Origin of the sequence: Candidatus Hecatella orcuttiae (genome assembly GCF_002009985.1) — an archaeon.
Lineage (GTDB): Archaea > Thermoproteota > Bathyarchaeia > Hecatellales > Hecatellaceae > Hecatella > Hecatella orcuttiae.
In genome coordinates this window covers 735,184-753,025 of sequence record NZ_MTLX02000005.1, presented here as the reverse complement: position 1 = coordinate 753,025, position 17,842 = coordinate 735,184, and the positions used below count along the sequence as shown (strand labels likewise).

Below are 17,842 nucleotides of genomic sequence, written 5' to 3'. Positions count from 1 at the left end.
TAAGAAGCGTTGACTTTCACTTTTTCGGCAAGTTCCACGGAGGGTTTAACGGAGCGGACGCGGCGCGCTCTTGGTACTTTGCAGCCCTTTTGGCAGCTAGCTCTGATATCTTTTCTTCATCCACCGTCAAAATCCTCTTCCCCCGAACCACAATCTCCCCGTTCACCATGACCGTGTCCACATCCGTGCCTCTGACATAGAATGCCAAGGCGGCGAGCTTATCAAAAATAGGCGTTAAATGAGCGTGGCCGGAAAAATCTGCAACTAAAACATCAGCCTTCTTCCCAGCTTCAAGAGAACCTATTTCCTTTTCCAACCCTAAACATCTGGCTCCGCCCATGGTGGCCATTTCAAGCGCCTGCTTGGGAGGTATCAGAGATAAATCCAAATGGTAAAGGCGAAGTATCGCCGCAGAATAAGCCATCAGCTCAAACATGTCGTAGATGTTCTCACCGTCGACGCCGAGACCAACCTTGCAGCCTCTTCGGAGCAGATCAACCACGGGGGCGAGGCCGTTAGCCCAGAAGGCGTTGCTTTTTATGTTAAAAGACAATCCCACATCGTTTCTTTGCCATATCTCCAGCTCTTTTTTTGAGATGTAGATTCCGTGGGCGGCATTCACATCCGGCCCTAGGAAACCTAGCTTGTCTAGAAATTCAACAGAACCCCCCACTCCATATTTTTCCCGGATCATTTTGACTTCGTATACACTTTGAGCGATGTGGATTTGAATGCCGCACCGGTGTTTGTCAGCGATTTCTCTGGCTTTCCTTAATGTCTCAGGATGGCATGAAAAGCATGTGTGCACTCCCATCATCCCTCGGATGCGTGAATCTTTTTTATAATTCCATTTCTTGATGAAGGCTTCGTTTTCCTTGAGGCCCAGCCGTCCTTTCTTGACGCTTTCTCTATCCGTCGCTTCAAAGGAAAGGCAGGCTCTGATTCCAACCTTTTCCACGGCTTTCGCAGCATAGTCCAGAACCCCGGGGATGAGGTTTTGGCCTTCTTGAAGGTCAGCGGTGCAGGTGATTCCTCTTTTAACCATTTCGGTGCTCGCCAGCAAAACTCCAGCGTAGACATCGTCCTTTCTGCAGGTGTCTTCGATCTTCGGCCACCACCACCTAGTTAGAATAGGTCCGAAATCTAAGCCTATTTCCGGGGAGATGGACAATTTCATGTAGCGTGTCAACGAGTTGTACATGTGATTGTGGGAGGTTACAAAACCAGGCAAGATAACCTTACCTCTGGCGTCAATCCGTTCTTCCGCGCTGTGTCTCCTCTTGACGTCGGAGGTTTTTCCGACAGCTAGAATTCTGTTTCCTTCCACAGCCACAGCGCCGTCTTCTATGATTTTCCCTTTCCCATCCATGGTCACAACAGTTCCGTTTTCGAAGATATAGTCAGCCAAGTTATCTCACCTTTTATGCAAGGTGATCGCCCGGGTGGGACATATGCTTTTACAGAGTCCGCAGCCGAAACAGGCCTCTTCATCTATTTGGGCTATACCTTCTACGACCTTGACAGCGTCGTAAGCGCATACTCTTTCACAAGCCCCGCAGCCGTTGCAGAGCTCAGCTTCCACTTTAGCTGGAAATAGAGTATAGGTGGCTTCTTTACGCAGGTACTTTAGCGATATGCCTCTGATGTCGTCCAAGCTTCTGTAGCCCATTTTCTTCATGAACTCTTCTAGTTCGTTGACGATCTTTGAGAATACCCCCAAGCCCCGTAGCAGAGCTGCCGTGTGAAGGTGAACGCAGGTGGCACCGGCCATGAACATCTCTATAGAGTCCTCGCCATTGCTTATTCCCCCGCCGCCCAGCACAGGAATCCTGACAGCCATGGCCATCTCGGCGACGCAGCGAACTGCCAGCGGCTTTATCGCCGAACCTGAGAGGTAGCCGTAGCCGGATTTCGCCCCCAGCAGAGGCTTCCCGGTGTACACGTCGATGGAGAGACAGGGGCCGAAGGTGTTTATTCCTGATATGGCATCAACACCAACGCTTTCTATGGCTCGAGCGTATTTGGGTATGTCAGGAATGTCAGGGCCCAGCTTTACGATGAAAGGTATGCTGATGGCCTCCCGGACAGCCTTCACCGTCTCCGTAAGCTCTTTCAGAGGGGCGGCTGGGACGGGAAGCTCAAACATGTCTGCTCCCGCCTTTTCTAAGGCGGCAGCCAATTTTACGCTTGCATCCACCGTCAAACCCAGAGCATTCGCTATAACTGGCTTCCCCCCTTCCTTGGCGATTCTAAGCTCTCTTTCAGAGAATTCGCTTATCCCTGGAGCTTGCCAGTCATAATTCAGTAAACCGCCTTTAACCGTAGCCATGCTGGGCCGGGGTGTATCTTCATATTTTTCCATGATCGTTTTGGTGAAAACAGCCCCCACACCATGCTGCTGAGCGGCTTTCCTGATGGTGGCGCCGTCCCGGCTCAGAGGGCCGGATGAAAGAGCGGTGGGGAAAGGCAACCTAACACCGGCTAATTCTACGGAAAGATCCGTTCCTGCTCACCTCGCGACATTTTACTGTTTACTCGATTAATAAAAAATACCGTTTCACCATTTCAAAAATCCGCGCCCCATTTCGATTGGGAGTTCATGGGTCACTCTCGACGGAATAACTTCGGCTTCTCCACTCTATATTCGAGCTCTTTCTTTAACGGCCTGAGCCACTTCATCGGCTTTTCTCAGTTCCTCCTCTTCGTCGGTGAAGGTTATCCGCCTGTTCTCCATCAGAATCTTCCCATCCACGATGACTGTGTCCACGTTTTCTGGGGTGCAAGAGTAAACCAGCGAACCCACGGGATCGTGCACATGCACCGTGTGAGGTTTGAACATGTCCACTATGGTGATATCAGCCCTCTTACCCACTTGAAGGGAGCCCAGCCGGTCTCCCATGGAGAGAGCTTTCGCTCCGTTGATGGTGGCCATCTCCAAGGAATCCTGAGCCTTAATTATCGACGGGTCCATGTGGTAGACTTTGTGGAGTAAAGCAGCGAACTTCATGGATGATAAGAAATCCTGATTCCCATTGCTCGCGGAGCCGTCGGTCCCTAGGGCTACGTTGAGGCCTCTTCTAATATATTCAGGAATGGGGGCTACACCGTCGCAGACATACATGTTGCTGATGGGGTTGTGAACTATCTGGGCACCGGATGCCACGAGAAGGTCTATCTCCCGTTTCGTCACACATACGGAATGGACGGCTAGAAACCGGCTGTCCAGCACCCCTAAGTCGTGGAGATACTCGACGTCTCGTTTTCCAGTCCTCTCCATGAGCATTCTGACGTCTCTCTCGCTTTCCGCCGTGTGAATGTGGAGATAGGTATCATACTTGTCTGCGAGTTCCTTGGATTTTAAGATGAGCTCATCGGAAGCGAAGCAGGGATGCATGGGGGCGGGGCATACCCTGATACGTCCACCTCCAGCTTTATCCCATTTCCTGAGGGTCTCTTCACATTTTTTAAGCGCTTCCGAGGGTTCAGTCTTCATCTCATCCAAGACGTTCAGTTCGTAATATCCGCAGGCGAGAACTCCGCGGATACCGGTTTCATCCATCGCCTTAGCTACCGGCTCGTAGAATCGGGGGTATTGATTGTCCACGATGCAGGTTATTCCCGACTTTATGTTTTCAATGATGGCAAGCCTCGCCGCCACATATATATCGCTCTCGGTGAGGCTCTGGGTAAACGGCCATATGGCCAATTTCAGCCAGTCCAGAAGCTCCATGTCCACCGCGACGCTTCTGATAAAAACCTGGAACATGTGGTTGTGAGCGTTGATGAAACCTGGGAAGACGAACTTTCCCGAAGCGTCGATCCGTCTTTCGACGTCTAGGCTTTCCTTAAATTCAGACTTCTCCCCCACGAAGGTGATCTCTCCATCTTGAACGACAAGAAGCCCGTTTTTGATGATGGGGCGGTTTTTATCTAAAGTTATTATCGTTCCACCTTCTATCGCTAAACTCAACCTTTCACTCTCCTTTGCTATCATCTATCCTTTTGAGAATTTAAAATTCTTGTTTCCACAGGCTTTTATCAGTTATGGAGGAATGCAACTTTAAAACGCTCATCCACATAACCCTTAAATTTACTTGAAGCATCATAAATAGACATCCACAAAAAATATTTGGTGAGATATGTGGCATCAAGACTCAGAAAAATCAGCCTAACCGCCAACCCCCCTCCTAAAGAAAAACTACCCTCTCAACCGGCGTTCGCCGAAAAAGTGGAAATCGGGTCAACTGTTGTGGAGATGCGAGGGATCACTAAAAGGTTCCCCGGAGTGCTCGCCAATGACAATATTAATTTTGACGTGAAGGCGGGGGAGATTCATGCGCTGCTGGGGGAAAACGGCGCTGGGAAGACTACTTTGATGAAGATACTGTACGGGCTGTACCGTAAGGATTCAGGGGAAATATTTGTTCACGGTCAAAAAGTAGACATAAGATCACCTCGAGAAGCCATCAGCCTTGGGATAGGCATGGTCCACCAGCACTTTATGCTTGTGTCTGAATTGACCGTTATTGAAAACATCGTTCTCGGGCTGGAACCTGAGAAGAGAGGTTTACTGGACTTTAAAAGCGCAGAAAATAAAATATCTGAAATCATGAAGCGACATGAATTCAAAGTCGATTTGAAAGCTAAGATATGGGAGCTGTCGGTGGGAGAGCAGCAAAGGGTTGAAATCCTGAAAGCCCTCTACCGGGATGTGAACATATTGATCCTCGACGAGCCTACCGCTGTTCTTTCTCCCACGGAGGTAAGGGAACTCTTCAAGGCGCTTCGCGGGATGGCTGAGGAAGGATACGCCATCATATTCATAACCCATAAGCTGAAGGAAGTCATGGACATCAGCAACCGGGTGACCGTACTCCGAAAAGGCAAAGTTATCGCCACCGTTGAAACTTCTAAAACCAGCATGAGGGAGTTGGCGAGGATGATGGTGGGGCGGGAGGTGATCTTCCAAATAGAGAGAGTTCCGGTGAAAAGTGACGAAGTGATTCTTGAAGTTAAAGATCTCCAAGCTCTAGATGATAGAGGAATGTTGGCCCTTAAAGGAGTGTCCTTCAACATACGCCGCGGGGAGATTTTAGGATTAGCCGGAGTCAGCGGTAACGGTCAGAGTGAGTTGGAGGAAGTTTTAGTCAATCTGCGCAGAGCTAAGGCTGGAAAGGTTCTTCTCTGCGGACGTGAAATAAGCAACCGGTCGACGAAGGAAGTGATCGAACAAGGGGTAGCCTACATTCCAGAGGACCGTTTGGGGAAGGGGGTGATAGTCGACTTCCCCATCACAAAAAACGTCATCTTGAAGACGCATGATGGTGAACCCTTTTCTCGAAAAGGGTTTTTGAACGATAAGGAAATTGACCAGCATTCGCAGAAGCTGGTTTCAAAATACGATGTCATGACTCCGAGCATAAAAACATATGTGAGGTACCTCTCCGGAGGGAACATTCAAAAACTCATCCTCGCCCGTGAGATGGACGGGACTCCCAAGCTTCTGATAGCTTCCCAGCCGACTAGGGGTCTTGACGTGGGTGCTACGGAGTATATACGAAATATGCTTGTTCAGCAAAAGAAGAATGGCACTGCCATTTTGCTCATTTCAGAGGACCTCGACGAAATTCTCTCCCTCAGCGACAGGATCGCAGTCATATATGAGGGGGAGATCATGGGCATAATCCCCACGGAGAAAGTTAACATCGAAGAACTTGGGTTGATGATGGCTGGGGTGAAACCTAAATCTGCAGAGTAACGGATACTCCGTAAGCCATTATTAATTGAAGGAGAAAAATCTGCTTATTCGCCTCTCTTATACGGTATGGCCAAGCCCTTGGGAGGCTTCATTTTTCTTCCTACTACGGTTAAAGCCAAGACGACCACAAGATAGGGGGCCATGAGGAAAAACTGGTAGGGGATCCCTATCCCTACAGCTTGAAGGCGAAGTTGAAGAGCGTCGACGAAGCCGTAGAGTAAGGCGCCTCCCAAAACCCTGACGGGAATCCATCTGCCGAATATGACTACAGCCACAGCAATCCAGCCGCGGCCCGCGGTCATCATGGGCATGAAAAATTTAACAATAGCCAACGGCAGAAATGCGCCACCTATCCCCGCCAGCATCGACCCTAAAATCACGCACACATAGCGTAGAAGCAACACCTTTATTCCGGCTGTGTCGCTTGCCTCAGGGTTTTCTCCCACAGCCCTGATCCTCAACCCCCAGCGGGTTTTGAAGAGGAAAAATTGGAAAAACACCACGAGAAACAGGGAAATGTAGGTGAGAAGGTAAGCTTGGAATAGAAAAGGCCCGATGAACGGTATCCCGCTCAGCACGGGAACGGTCAGAACCTTGAAAGGCTCTATAGATGGGGGAACCGGAAGCGCTCCGAAGTACGCCCGGTAGATGTAGGTTGACATACCCATTCCGAAAATGGTTAGGGAAACACCTGAAACCACTTGGTTTACTCCCAAACTTATGGATAAAATTGCGTGAATTAAACCGATTAAGCCGCCTACGAGCATCGCCGCCAAAACACCCATCCAAGGGTTCCCGGTGGTGAATGTGGCGATGAAGCCTGCGATGGCGCCCATCAACATTATGCCTTCCATTCCAAGGTTTAGCACACCGGAGCGTTCGGTGATAGTTTCACCTACAGCCGCAAACAGAATAGGGGTGGTCATTCTCAGGGTGGCGACCAGAAGCCCTGCTACCACAACTTCCTCGAAGACCAGTGTTACCGCCTCTTTATTCGTATCTCATACCGCGTGATAACTTCGCTGGCTAGAATGCTGATGAAAACGATGCTTTGGATTACGGGGATGAGAGCCGTCGGCACCCCCGTCACCCTCTTTAGGGCATCTCCTCCTTTAAACAGAACAGCGAAGAAGAAGGATGTCACCACCACAAGGAAGGGGTGCAACCTAGCCAGTAAAGCTACTAGGATGGCGGTGTAACCGTAGCCTGGACTTATGTCTGTTCGGAGACGGTAATGAAGCCCGCTGACTTCCCCCATACCCGCGAGGCCGGCGAGGCCTCCGCTTATTGCAGCGGCGATGAGGATGGTTTTGGCGATGTCTATGCCTCCGGCGCGCGCTGCTTCAGGGTTGTTGCCCACCGCCATTATCCGGTATCCTAAAACTGTTTTTTGGAGAAGTATGTATACCAACGGTGCGCAGACCATGGCGATGAGGAAGCCTGCGTGAAGCCGGCTTCCCGGAACTATTTCCATCAACCTAGCTGAAGGGTTTATTCTCACGGATTGAGGCATCACCGATATGGGGTCCATCCACGGACCCAGCACCAAGTAATCTATGTAATAGATGATGATGAAGTTCATCAGCAGAGTGGTTATGATCTCGTTTATCTGAAGCTTCACTTTTAGCACGGCGGGGATCAAAGCCCAAGCCATGCCGCCTAGAAAACTCAACAGTATAACCAAGGGTAAAATGCCGGGATTTTCCTTTGTGAAAGTTATCCCAACCCAAGTAGTAACCAAGGCTCCTGCGAAAATCTGGCCTTCTCCACCTATGTTCCAAAATTTACACTGGTAGGCGACTACCATGCCTAAACCTGCAAGAAGGAGAGGTGCCATCTTCACTAAGGTTTCGAGAAAGACGGCGCGATTCCCCAAAGAACCTATGAGAAGAGCTTTATAGCCGAGGATAGGGTCTGCTCCTTCTAAATAGATTAAAACCGCCCCGATGAGAAGGGCCACTACGGCCGCTATGATTACTGTTATGAACTCCGCGACTTTTGAGGGGGTTTCCCGCTTTTTTATTTCAATTTTGAGGAGATGGACCATGCTCCTCAATTCCCGTTTTGCCTTATAAAAGCTGGCTACTAAAATATGTCAAGGGATTTCCACTGAGCAAAAAATAAAGAAGAGAAGGGGAGTTTAAAGCGCTTCTCCCCAGTATTCCTCCGGCTTTGTTTCGATGTGGGGTATGACTACCCGCCCTTCGATGATGTCCTGCTTCATTGCCGCGACGCTTTCCTTAACCCACTCAGGCACCACGTCGGCTGTTCCATGGTATGGTGCAATATCAGTTCCACCTTCAGCTAGACCGTAGGCATATTCTCTGTTCTCAAATTTCCCTGCTCTCACACCATTGACGACGTCTCTCAATATCGGGTCGATGATCCACATGATACTTGTCAACGTGGCCTCGGGTGCTAGCTCCCAGTTGTCAACATCTTGGCCGATGCAGAAAAGGCCTCTCTCTTCCGCTGCTACTTCGCCTCCGGGCCTTTCACTGTATATGATGTCTGCTCCTGCTTCAATCTGGGCGATGGCGGCTTCTTTCGCCTTCGCCGGGTCGAACCATGATTCTATCCATGTGAGGAGAACGCGGACTTCAGCGTTGACATCTTTGGCCCCCATGATGAAACCGTTCATGTACCTGTTGGCGTTTTCTACCGGGTAGCCGGCTACAATGCCCAGTTTATTGGTTTTGGTCATGTAGCCAGCGATCATGCCCGCCAAGTATCCGGTTTCATGCATCCACGTGTCATAATGGCCCACATTCGGAGGGACTTCCTCCGGAGGCGGATAGAGAACTTTAAGCTCTGTTCCCCCTCCAGCGCCCAGAATGTAGACATCCGGATACTGCTCCGCTATGTCTTTGATGGCGTCGGGATACCAGCTGTGGGCGAGTAGAATGTCGTAGCCTTCCTCCGCGTAGCCGCTTAACACCGTGTAGGCGTCAGCGACACTAACAGACTCTGATATGTCAAACTCTATGTTCAATTCGTCTTTCGTCCGTGTTAAAGCTTGGAACAGAGCCAAGTTCCACGGTTCCTCTATGGGAGTCGGAGTTATAATACCTAGCCTCAACTTCTTAGGAGCAGGCGCGGGTGTTGGCGTGGGTGTTGGTGTTGGGGTTGGCGTAGGTGCTGGTGTTGGGGTGGGAGTGGGCGTAGGCGTCGGCGCGGGTGTAGGCGTTGGGGTTGGGGCGGGTCTTGTGGCCTGCCAGGCGGCGTAGCCGCCCACACCGGCCACCACCACAGCCACAACCGCAGCAACACCATATTTCAACGCACTTCTACGAGGCTGACTAACATTTTCCGAAGACATAGAATACACCTAGTACCTAGTTTTTCTTGGAACTGTATATAAGACTTTTGGTAAATTTAGCTGAGAGAGTCAGGAGTAAACTTTTAAGTTCACGTGATTAATTGGTATTGCGAGTTAGCAGGATAGGAGGCTGCATTGTTTGAGCAGTGTAACTGAGAAGCTGAAAGAAGCCATTCGGATAGGCTCTGAAAAAGACGCTAGGGAAATGGCGGAGAAATTCGTAGAGCAAGGAGGAGACCCGCTAGCCGCGATCTCGGAAGTAACAGTGCTCATGCAGGAAATAGGAGATAAGTTTAGTAGATTTGAAATATTTCTACCCGAGGTAATCCTTGCAGCCGACGCTGTGAAAGAGGCGTTAGCAGTTTTAACAGCTAAAATCCCTGAAGAAAAGAAGCGGGAGATACGGAGAGGAAAAGTTGTCATCGGAACCGTCTTCGGAGATATTCACGACATAGGGAAGAATCTCGTAGCCACCATGCTCCAAGTGGCTGGGTTTGAGGTCGTCGACCTAGGCGCCGACGTTCCGTCTGGTAGATTTGTGGATGAAGCGGAGAAAGTTAAAGCCGACATTATCGCCATGTCTTCTCTGATAACCCCCAGCATGATCTACCAGAAGGATGTAATAGACCAGCTTCAAGACATGGGAGTCAGAAGCAGGTATAGAATCATGGTGGGAGGAGCCCCTGTCACACCACAGTGGGCTGAGAGAATCTCTGCGGACGGTTGGGGGAAATACGCGGAAGACGCTGTTGAAGTCGCTAAAATACTGATGGAAGGCAGCAGGGAAGTAAGCGGACTCGTCGCCAGAGGTGCACCCGGTGAGTGAGACTAAATTTTTGGAGGTTTTGGATAAAGCTCACACAGGCCCTGTTTGTAAGGTGAAAGACTGGGAAGCGAGGATCGTACCCTTAGAAATAAAGAGAATCCTGAAAGAACACGGACTCACCGGTGTGTGCGCTCCTGAAAATCCTGTGAACACAGACGACGGGTTGGTGGACGATTTCTGGGAAGCCGGCTTCGAGCTTGCCCTCAGCACGGGAATGCTGTGCCTAGCTACGGAAAGAATAATAAAGTTTACCGAAGAAGAGCTCAAAGAGGCTCTCAGGAACAGGCCGAGCAGATTAACCCTAGGATCGGGTTCAGACAGGGTTGTCATCGAGCCGAGGAAGCCGGAGGATAAAAAGCCCCCGATCACCACCATGACTCCCCTAGGGATAACGTTTTCGGAAGACCTCATCATCCCTGTCTGCCAAGCTATTGCGCAATACCGGGTGGTGGACATAGTGATATCCCCTTGCCTTCTGACGTTCCACGGCAGAATCTGCAGGGGAGGAACCCCCTACGAGACACTTTGGGGAAAATACGAAGGGCTTCTGGTGAGAGAAGCCACCAGGAGGGCGGGAAGACCTGGAATGCCTGCTTGGGGCGTGGAAAGCAGCCCCACCGAATATGGGTACCTAGGCGGCTACGGGGCTCCGGGTAGTTTTGACCCCTCGTGGGCGATAGCCATCGCCCTTCTTCCCTCACCTTTGAAAACAGATTACTCGCTGCTGCACAAGGTTGCCCACGCCATCAACTGGGGCGCCCCCATCGAGTCAGGGCATTGGACGATGATCGGAGGCTACGAAGGCCCCCCGGAAGGGGCAGCTGTAGGAGCCCTAGCCGCTCACGTATTGCAGTGCGCCGTCATGCAGCCTACGGTTATCCAGAGCGACATTCTTGACGTGAGGTATTTCGGAAACTGCGGAAGGGAAGCCATCTGGGCGAATAGCATCACCGTGCAGGCTAGAAGCATGAAAACGAACACGCTGCCTTTCGGAGTCACCAGCCAGGTAAGCGGCCCCTGCACGGACATGCTTCTCTACGAAACAGCCTGCATCTCCGTCGCCGAAGTGTCTTCGGGCATATGCATGGTGATGGGCACTCGTCCTACGGGTTGTAGGTTTCCTGATTATGCCAGCGGGTTGGAGAACAGGTTCTGCGCGGAGGTGGTCAAGGCCTCGGCGGGCCTCAGGCGGGGGGAGGCCTGCGAGCTGGTGAAGGCGCTGCTGCCCCGCTACGAGGACCGCCTCCGCCGCCCCCCAAAAGGGCTCAGCTTCCCCCAGTGCACCGACCTCAAAACCCTCCAACCCACCCCGGAGTGGCAGGCCATCTACGAGAAGGTGTGGAAAGAACTCGAAAACCTAGGCCTCCAAAAACCATGGAAATAGACGCAGCAGTAAGTATGCCTATAATCCCAGCTGAGGAGTGAGTGTGAAAAAGTGGCATATATGAGCACTGGTTTTTTCGAGTGAGGCGTCTCGCCTACGCTGGGTTGGCGGGATGTTTCCAGCGTTTTCCACTGTTTTTTAGAATTAGGGCAAATTTTTTATTGGGTATTTTTATTAGTTAGACCATGCCCGGTTTGAAAAGAGCTAAATCCATCATGATAAGAAACGCTCGATTTCTCGTCTGCAATGAGAGACGGATCATCGAGTATGGCGATGTCTACATTGAAGATGGCAAAATTGTCGACCTAGGGGGAAGCGGGGAGCTAAAGAAAAAGCAGTATAAGCCAGAGGTTGTCATCGACGCGGCGAGAATGGCAGTTATCCCCGGATTGGTGGACACTCATGCCCACGTGGGGCAGACCTATGTTCGAGGGTTAATCGAAGACCTGCCGGCGAAAGGCATCATCGACACGCTGGCCAAGTTGATCTGGTTCGGCTACGAATACCACACCGCAGAAACCGTGCGCATCACCGAAACAGTAGGGCTTCTAGAGATGATCAAAAACGGTACAACAACCCACCTTGACTGCCATATTTTCCCGGAGTCCATGGCTAAGGCTGCCAGAGACTCAGGCCTACGGACAGTCTTATGCCCCCAAGTCCTAGACAGTCGAAAACTTCCAGACGCGGACAGTCCTGAAGAATATTTGAAAATGACGGAGAGAACCATACGAAGATGGCATAGGGTTGAAAACGGCAGAATTAACGTGCGGGTTCACCCTCATGCCACCTACTCCTGTGAAATAGACTACTTCAAAAAGTGCTTAGAGATCGCTGACAAATACGGAGTCGGCATAGGCATCCACATGGCGGAGGCGTTGGACGAGGTGGAGGTGATCAAGAAGAAGTTCGGGCGGAGACCCGTCGAGTTCATGTACGACATAGGGCTGCTGGGGCCGAAGACCATAGGCTTCCACTGCATTTGGCTCAGCAACGAAGAGATAAAACTCTTCAAGCTAACCGACACAAAAGTCGCCCACAATCCCATGAGCAACATGAAATATGCCTTCGGAATCGCCAGAGTCCCTGAAATGGTGAAGGAAGGGATCACCGTAGGCTTAGGCACAGACGGCCCTCAGGTTGTTCCCTTAGATATGTTCGAAGTGATGAAATTCACAGGCTGCGTGCACAAAGTTAACCATTTGGACCCCTCCCTACTGCCTGCTAGGGATATTTTCAGGATGGCGACGAGGGACGGGGCTAAAGCTCTGGGGCTAGAAAAAGAAGTAGGCAGCTTGGAGAAAGGAAAGAAGGCTGACGTGGTTCTGCTGGACCTAGCCGATCCGCGGTTCTTCCCCCTCACCAAGGATAACATTCTCTCCCACATTGTCTACTTCGCCCACGCCGGCCATGTGAGGACGGTGATAGTCGACGGAAAAATATTGATGCGGGACCGGAAAATCGAAGTGCTGAACGAGAAGAAGATAATGGAAAAAGCCCGGCCTATAGGAGAAAAGTTCGCCCAAGAGCTTATGGGGCGAAGATAGATTTTCTTCAACTAAGTTTTCGCTTGACTGGCTCGAACTTGAAGCCGCTGACCGTTTTGCCGTGGACCTTTCTTAGGGGACCCCATACCGGCTGTAAAGTGGCGCCTATTTCTACCTCTTCAGCCACTATCTGACCCAGCGCCCTAACTCCGTTTTTGAATTCCACTATGCCCAGTAAGAGGGGAATTTGCTCCACACCTTCCGGTACAGCGAAGAGCTTCGTATAAGTCATCAACGTGCACTCGTTTCCCAGATCTATCTCCTTCAACTCCAAGCTTCCACACCTTGGGCAGCGAGCATGTTTTGGATAAAACATCTTTCCACATTTTTCACACTTGAACCCGGTCATTTTTTGCACAATCAATTCCTCCTCGTTAATACGAATGAGATAACGTTGTTACCAAACCCCCCGAAATTGCAGCAGTAAGCTTTCTCTGCTCCTTGAACCTGCCTTCCCCCTGCTTCACCGCGTAACTGCCATGTTAACTCGACAATCTGGGCCACCCCCGTGGCGCCTACAGGATGCCCTCGAGCTTTCAGACCGCCGGAGGGGTTGATGGGCAATTTGCCGCCTAGAGAGGTAACATCCTCCTCCAAGGCCTTATGCCCGGTTCCTTTAGCGAAGAATCCGGAGTCTTCACTCTCAGCGATCTCCAAGATGGTGAAGGCATCATGCAGTTCCGCCAAATCCATGTCGGCAGGGGTTAGTTTAGCCATCTTAAAGGCCTTCTGAGAGGCTACCTGTACTGCCTTCAACAGAGTTGGGTCCTCTCTTTCATGAACCGCTAAGGTGTCTGTAGCTTGACCTAGCCCAGCTACGATGACAGGTGTATCGCAGAACTCCTTAGCGATTTCAGCCGCACATAAAACAACCGACGCGGCGCCATCCGTAACCGGGCAGCAGTCAAACAGCCGAAGAGGATCCGCAACCAAAGGATTGTTGACTTCAGCCTCTTTGGCATAAAGAATACCCTCGATGGTTATGGGCTGGTGGATGTGAGCGTAGGGATTCTTCAAGGCGTTGGCATGGTTTTTTATGGCTACTTTTGCTAAATGTTCACGCTTCAGCCCATAACGGTGCATATAAAGCCTAGTGAACATGGCGGCAAGAGCGGGGAGAGTGACGCCATGCACGTATTCGGCAGTGGGGTGAACCATCGTACTGATGAGGTCTGTTATTCTGTCGCCGGATATATGCCGCATCTTCTCACCTCCAGTCACCAAGACCAAGTCGCAAAATCCAGAAGCCACCGCCATACATGCATTTTTAACCGCTGAACCCCCGGACGCTGGACCGTTCTCCAAGCGATGAGCTGCAGCGGGCATTAGCCCAAGTTGGTCGACAAGGGCGCTGCCAAGAGCAGTCTGATTGGATAATTCCCCAGATAGCATGGTGGAGACGTAGACAGCATCAACATCACGTTCTCCAATTTTCGCGTCATCGATGGCGCGAAGCGATGCTTCGACCATGATTTCCAATAAGGTTTTCCCGTCATGTCGGCCGAATTTTGTCATTCCGCAGCCTATGACTGCAACTTGTCTGAGCATAGTTCATCTTACTCTTGTTGGCGTATTATGTCTGGTATTATTATCTTGGGATTAAGCGACTCCTTATATAATTCTTCAGGAACCGGTCTTTCTCCAAAGACTTTCTGCGGCTTCAGTTTGTAGTAGTTTTCCTTCGTCAAGACGTAAACCGTTACACCTCCCAATTCATGTTGCAGGTCAGGCCTAGGCTGCAAGCTCCATTCCACCATCCACCGCCTAAACCCTATAGGACTTTCCGCGGTAACCCAAACCTCGTCCACGCTGTAGTTCTCAATAGCATGCTCCTGTTTGGCTGCAAACAGATGGGCCCCTATCCGTCCACCTCTTTTCAAAGCAAGGGTATGAAGGCTCATGCAAACCTTTTCATTAACCAGCCTATTGTTGACCAGTCCTGCCAATTCACCATTTACCACTCCAATGAGGCAGTACTCGTTTTTCACTCTATATCTGTACCATCCCAAGAGCTCTGCATATACTCTGGCACTTACAATGTCATAGTAATCCTTCTCAACCGTCAGTAGCGGTCTAATGGCCTCAAGAATAGGAGGCACCTCTCCTCTCTCTATCTCCCGAATTACCAGTTTCTCACCGCTGGCCAAAGTTACCACCTTCGGCGGATAGATCTTCCTCGGGATATCCCAATCTACCCTGAGAATCGATTCCTGATCTTCTGACAACACCTTCACCTTCTAGCTAGTTAGGATCATCAATTAGATATGGACGTAATTTTAATTCTTTCGGCGTCCTTCCTTGGAAAAACAATTTTTTATACTCTGAACCCAAAAGCTTATATTTCCAATAGGGGATAAAAACGGGAAGTGGAGGTAACTGTTTTGGCAGATAAATCTCGTAGAAGTGCGATGAAATACGGCATTGCCGCCATTGCTGCGGCGGTGGTGGCTGGTGTGGGCGGCTACGCCGCCTGGCAAGCCACAAGACCCGCCCCAACCCCAACGCCTACACCCGCACCAGTTGAAGTTGAGCCCATTAAGGTAGCTTTGCTGCTACCGTCCCCCATAGGGGATTTCGGGTGGAACTATGCTGCTTACACGGCGATGAAGGAGGTATCTGAGACATTACCTGCTGTGGAAATGTCTTACGCCGACAACATCCCCGAGGCTGATGCTGAGCCGTACTTGCGCGATTGGATTAGATTAGGCCATAAGGTGATCTTCGCTCATAGTTGGGGTTACCAAGACGCCTGCTTCAAGCTAGCGGAGGAACACCCGGAGGTTGCTTTCCTGTACCCTGGTGGCGGACCCACTGCCCCGGGAGTAGCCACGTACTACGCTCGCGACTACGAAAGCCAGTATTTGGCAGGGATGCTTTCCGGAATGATGACCAAGACGGGAGTAATAGGCTTCGTCGGGGCTTACCCCATCGAAACGCTGGTGTACGGTATCAACGCCTACATCTTGGGAGCCAAAGAGATTAACCCCGACATCGAGGTTCGAGTGGCCTTTACAGGTACATGGTATGACCCGCCGAAAGAGAAAGAGACAGCCTTCGCTCTTATTGACGCTGGAGCAGACTTTCTCAGCCACTACCAAGACTCCGCTGCGGTTCTGGAGGCAGCCGCGGAGCGAGGTGTTTATGCCTTCGGAATGTACACCGACAGCCGCTTCATCGCCCCAGAAGCTGTGGTGGCGATCATCATATGGAATTGGGCGCCGTTCTTCGGGGAGATCATAGAAGGCTGGAGAGCGGGAACTTTGACGAGGGAGGATTTGAACCAGTTCTATTATCGAGGCATAGCAGAAGGTGCCACGGACCTAACTCTCTTCGGGCCTATGGTTCCTGACGACGTGAAGGAAAAGATAGCTGAAAGACGAAGCCAGATAGTTGCAGGCGAGTTTGTAGTTCCCACCATCAGCGAGTATACTTGGGAGTAGCCTTTAACCTCTCCTTTATTTTTTCTTCACCCTAATTATCAGTGACGGTAGCTTTGGAAAAGGCGAATGTTGTTTCAATGCGGGGTATAACTAAAAGGTTCGGTAGTTTGGTGGCTAATGACCACGTAGACTTCGACCTCAGAGAAGGTGAAATCCACGGGCTGCTGGGGGAAAACGGCGCTGGGAAGACTACTTTGATGAAGATACTGTACGGACTCTACCAGCCGGATGAGGGGTATATACTGCTTCGCGGGAAACGTTTCACGTCTAACTCACCCAAGGAGGCCATAAGAAACGGGATAGGGTTTGTGCAGCAGCATTTCTCGCTGGTGCCCTCCTTCGACGCTGTGGAAAACGTGATGATAGGGCTGAAGTCTGCAGGTTTATTTTCTCAGAATGTGGAAGAGGTCAGATCCAAGATAGCTGAGCTTTCTGAAAAATACGGGTTGAAAGTTGATTCTCAGACAAAGATCTGGCAACTTTCAGTAGGTGAGCAGCAGCGGGTGGAGATCATCAAAGCCTTGTGCATGGGAACTCGGGCGTTAATTTTAGACGAACCCACCTCAGTGCTTACACCTCAGGAAACCGTGAAACTTTTCGAGACCCTTAGGCTGATGGTGAAGCAAGGTTTCTCCATCGTGTTCATCACCCATAAACTGGAGGAAGTTATGTCCGTTGCAGACAGGATCACGGTGCTGCGCGCAGGAAAAGTTGTCTTCACCTGCAATAAGGACGAAACAAACAAGGCTGAACTGGCTCGCATGATGGTAGGCCGGGAGGTCATTTTCAGACCTGAAAGAGAAGAACTTGGGAAAGGCAAGGTTATTTTAGAAGTGAAAGATCTTCACGCACTCAACGACAAAGGGCTGGAAGCTCTTCGCGGAGTTTCACTGTATGTAAGACAGGGAGAGATCCTTGGGATTGCCGGAGTAGCGGGCAACGGCCAGAGCGAATTAGCGGAGGTTATCACAGGCCTCAGGAAGGCTTCGGGAGGAAAAGTTTTCCTTAAAGGCCAAGACATCACCGGCTGTTCACCGAGGGAGAGAATTGACTTAGGGTTAGCTCACATACCTGAAGACCGTGTGAACATAGGACTTGTCACAAGCATGAGTGTTTTAGAGAACCTGATTCTTAAGAATTACAGAAGTAGCGATTTCAACCGAGGATTATTCATCGACCGTCAGGCTGTGGAGCATTTCTGCGACCGTCTGATTTCAAGTTTTAACATTATGACCCCAGCCAGAGACACCCCAGTTAAATTGCTTTCGGGGGGGAATCAGCAGAGACTTCTATTGGCGCGGGAAATCTCCGCCAGCCCGGAGGTTTTGGTGGCCGTTCACCCTACTTCAGGCCTAGATGTGGGCGCCACAGAATATATTCAAAGGATGCTGCTGGAGCAGAGGCGGAGAGGTGTCGCCATACTGCTCATCTCAGAAGACCTTGACGAAATCATGGCTCTAAGCGACCGAATAGCGGTGATGTATCAAGGGAAAATCGTGGGCACGGTGGAGGCTAAGGCTGCGCAGAGAGAAGAGGTTGGCTTAATGATGGCTGGGGGAAAGTGAATC

The 17,842-nt window shown here is 50.7% G+C and carries 15 protein-coding genes and 1 pseudogene; 6 read left to right on the top strand and 10 right to left on the bottom strand.

Annotation, left to right across the window (positions count from 1 at the left end):
- Window positions 1–16: 16 nt before the first annotated feature.
- From BWM17_RS06890 to BWM17_RS06875, 4 genes and pseudogenes are all read right to left on the bottom strand, one after another.
- The gene (locus tag BWM17_RS06890; protein WP_309493198.1) at window positions 17–1,408 is read right to left on the bottom strand and encodes an amidohydrolase; all 1,392 of its coding nucleotides are present in this window, start codon (window positions 1,406–1,408) and stop codon (window positions 17–19) included.
- Between the two features lie 6 nt (window positions 1,409–1,414).
- Entirely contained in the window at window positions 1,415–1,669 is a 255-nt protein-coding gene (locus tag BWM17_RS06885; protein WP_309493750.1) for a 4Fe-4S binding protein, read from the bottom strand.
- Window positions 1,670–1,687: 18 nt separating this feature from the next.
- Window positions 1,688–2,485: pseudogene (locus tag BWM17_RS06880) on the bottom strand (diguanylate cyclase); the annotation flags it as partial.
- Between the two features lie 153 nt (window positions 2,486–2,638).
- Window positions 2,639–3,970 carry an amidohydrolase gene (locus BWM17_RS06875; RefSeq protein ID WP_309493197.1) on the bottom strand — a complete coding sequence of 444 codons (1,332 nt, stop codon included), beginning with the start codon at window positions 3,968–3,970 and terminating at the stop codon, window positions 2,639–2,641.
- Between the two features lie 258 nt (window positions 3,971–4,228).
- Here BWM17_RS06875 and BWM17_RS06870 point away from each other — a divergent pair, with 258 nt between their 5' ends.
- On the top strand, window positions 4,229–5,758 hold the full coding sequence (locus BWM17_RS06870) for an ABC transporter ATP-binding protein (protein ID WP_309493196.1): 1,530 nt from the start codon (window positions 4,229–4,231) through the stop codon (window positions 5,756–5,758).
- 44 nt (window positions 5,759–5,802) lie between these two features.
- Here BWM17_RS06870 and BWM17_RS06865 read toward each other — a convergent pair whose 3' ends face one another.
- The 3 genes from BWM17_RS06865 to BWM17_RS06855 form a co-directional block, all read right to left on the bottom strand.
- Window positions 5,803–6,717 carry an ABC transporter permease gene (locus tag BWM17_RS06865; RefSeq protein ID WP_309493195.1) on the bottom strand — a complete coding sequence of 305 codons (915 nt, stop codon included), beginning with the start codon at window positions 6,715–6,717 and terminating at the stop codon, window positions 5,803–5,805.
- 20 nt (window positions 6,718–6,737) lie between these two features.
- Window positions 6,738–7,805 (bottom strand): ABC transporter permease, encoded by a 1,068-nt coding sequence (locus tag BWM17_RS06860; protein ID WP_309493194.1) that lies wholly within the window; start codon window positions 7,803–7,805, stop codon window positions 6,738–6,740.
- Between the two features lie 93 nt (window positions 7,806–7,898).
- Window positions 7,899–9,077 carry a BMP family protein gene (locus tag BWM17_RS06855; protein WP_309493193.1) on the bottom strand — a complete coding sequence of 393 codons (1,179 nt, stop codon included), beginning with the start codon at window positions 9,075–9,077 and terminating at the stop codon, window positions 7,899–7,901.
- 139 nt (window positions 9,078–9,216) lie between these two features.
- Here BWM17_RS06855 and BWM17_RS06850 point away from each other — a divergent pair, with 139 nt between their 5' ends.
- The 3 genes from BWM17_RS06850 to BWM17_RS06840 all read left to right on the top strand — a co-directional run bounded on the left by BWM17_RS06850 (window position 9,217) and on the right by BWM17_RS06840 (window position 12,834).
- The gene (locus BWM17_RS06850) at window positions 9,217–9,903 is read left to right on the top strand and encodes a corrinoid protein (RefSeq protein WP_309493192.1); all 687 of its coding nucleotides are present in this window, start codon (window positions 9,217–9,219) and stop codon (window positions 9,901–9,903) included.
- Window positions 9,896–11,287, top strand: coding sequence for a monomethylamine:corrinoid methyltransferase (locus BWM17_RS06845; protein WP_309493191.1), 1,392 nt, complete (start codon window positions 9,896–9,898; stop codon window positions 11,285–11,287). The genes BWM17_RS06850 and BWM17_RS06845 overlap by 8 nt, the downstream gene beginning before the upstream one ends.
- 185 nt (window positions 11,288–11,472) lie before the next feature.
- On the top strand, window positions 11,473–12,834 hold the full coding sequence (locus tag BWM17_RS06840; protein ID WP_309493190.1) for an amidohydrolase: 1,362 nt from the start codon (window positions 11,473–11,475) through the stop codon (window positions 12,832–12,834).
- 7 nt (window positions 12,835–12,841) lie between these two features.
- On the opposite strand, the gene BWM17_RS06835 is transcribed toward BWM17_RS06840, so the two are convergent.
- Genes BWM17_RS06835 through BWM17_RS06825 form a run of 3 tightly spaced genes read right to left on the bottom strand, consistent with a single transcriptional unit; the run spans window position 12,842 to window position 15,062 of the window.
- Entirely contained in the window at window positions 12,842–13,183 is a 342-nt protein-coding gene (locus BWM17_RS06835; protein ID WP_309493749.1) for a Zn-ribbon domain-containing OB-fold protein, read from the bottom strand.
- Window positions 13,184–13,194: 11 nt separating this feature from the next.
- Window positions 13,195–14,382 carry a thiolase domain-containing protein gene (locus BWM17_RS06830; RefSeq protein ID WP_309493189.1) on the bottom strand — a complete coding sequence of 396 codons (1,188 nt, stop codon included), beginning with the start codon at window positions 14,380–14,382 and terminating at the stop codon, window positions 13,195–13,197.
- 8 nt (window positions 14,383–14,390) lie between these two features.
- Complete coding sequence (locus tag BWM17_RS06825; RefSeq protein ID WP_414641339.1) at window positions 14,391–15,062, bottom strand: hypothetical protein; 672 nt, start codon at window positions 15,060–15,062, stop codon at window positions 14,391–14,393.
- 138 nt (window positions 15,063–15,200) lie between these two features.
- Between BWM17_RS06825 and BWM17_RS06820 the strand changes: the two genes are divergently transcribed.
- Both BWM17_RS06820 and BWM17_RS06815 read left to right on the top strand, forming a co-directional pair.
- The gene (locus BWM17_RS06820; RefSeq protein WP_309493187.1) at window positions 15,201–16,274 is read left to right on the top strand and encodes a BMP family ABC transporter substrate-binding protein; all 1,074 of its coding nucleotides are present in this window, start codon (window positions 15,201–15,203) and stop codon (window positions 16,272–16,274) included.
- A gap of 110 nt (window positions 16,275–16,384) precedes the next feature.
- On the top strand, window positions 16,385–17,839 hold the full coding sequence (locus BWM17_RS06815; RefSeq protein WP_309493748.1) for an ABC transporter ATP-binding protein: 1,455 nt from the start codon (window positions 16,385–16,387) through the stop codon (window positions 17,837–17,839).
- Window positions 17,840–17,842 lie beyond the last annotated feature (3 nt).

What these genes read in the sequence shown, in the direction of transcription:
- BWM17_RS06840 (WP_309493190.1), top strand. Translation starts at nt 11,473, where the DNA reads ATGCCCGGTTTGAAAAGAGCTAAATCCATCATGATAAGAAACGCTCGA.
- BWM17_RS06860 (WP_309493194.1), bottom strand. Translation starts at nt 7,805, where the DNA reads ATGGTCCATCTCCTCAAAATTGAAATAAAAAAGCGGGAAACCCCCTCA.
- BWM17_RS06830 (WP_309493189.1), bottom strand. Translation starts at nt 14,382, where the DNA reads ATGCTCAGACAAGTTGCAGTCATAGGCTGCGGAATGACAAAATTCGGC.
- BWM17_RS06835 (WP_309493749.1), bottom strand. Translation starts at nt 13,183, where the DNA reads ATGACCGGGTTCAAGTGTGAAAAATGTGGAAAGATGTTTTATCCAAAA.
- BWM17_RS06885 (WP_309493750.1), bottom strand. Translation starts at nt 1,669, where the DNA reads ATGGGCTACAGAAGCTTGGACGACATCAGAGGCATATCGCTAAAGTAC.
- BWM17_RS06855 (WP_309493193.1), bottom strand. Translation starts at nt 9,077, where the DNA reads ATGTCTTCGGAAAATGTTAGTCAGCCTCGTAGAAGTGCGTTGAAATAT.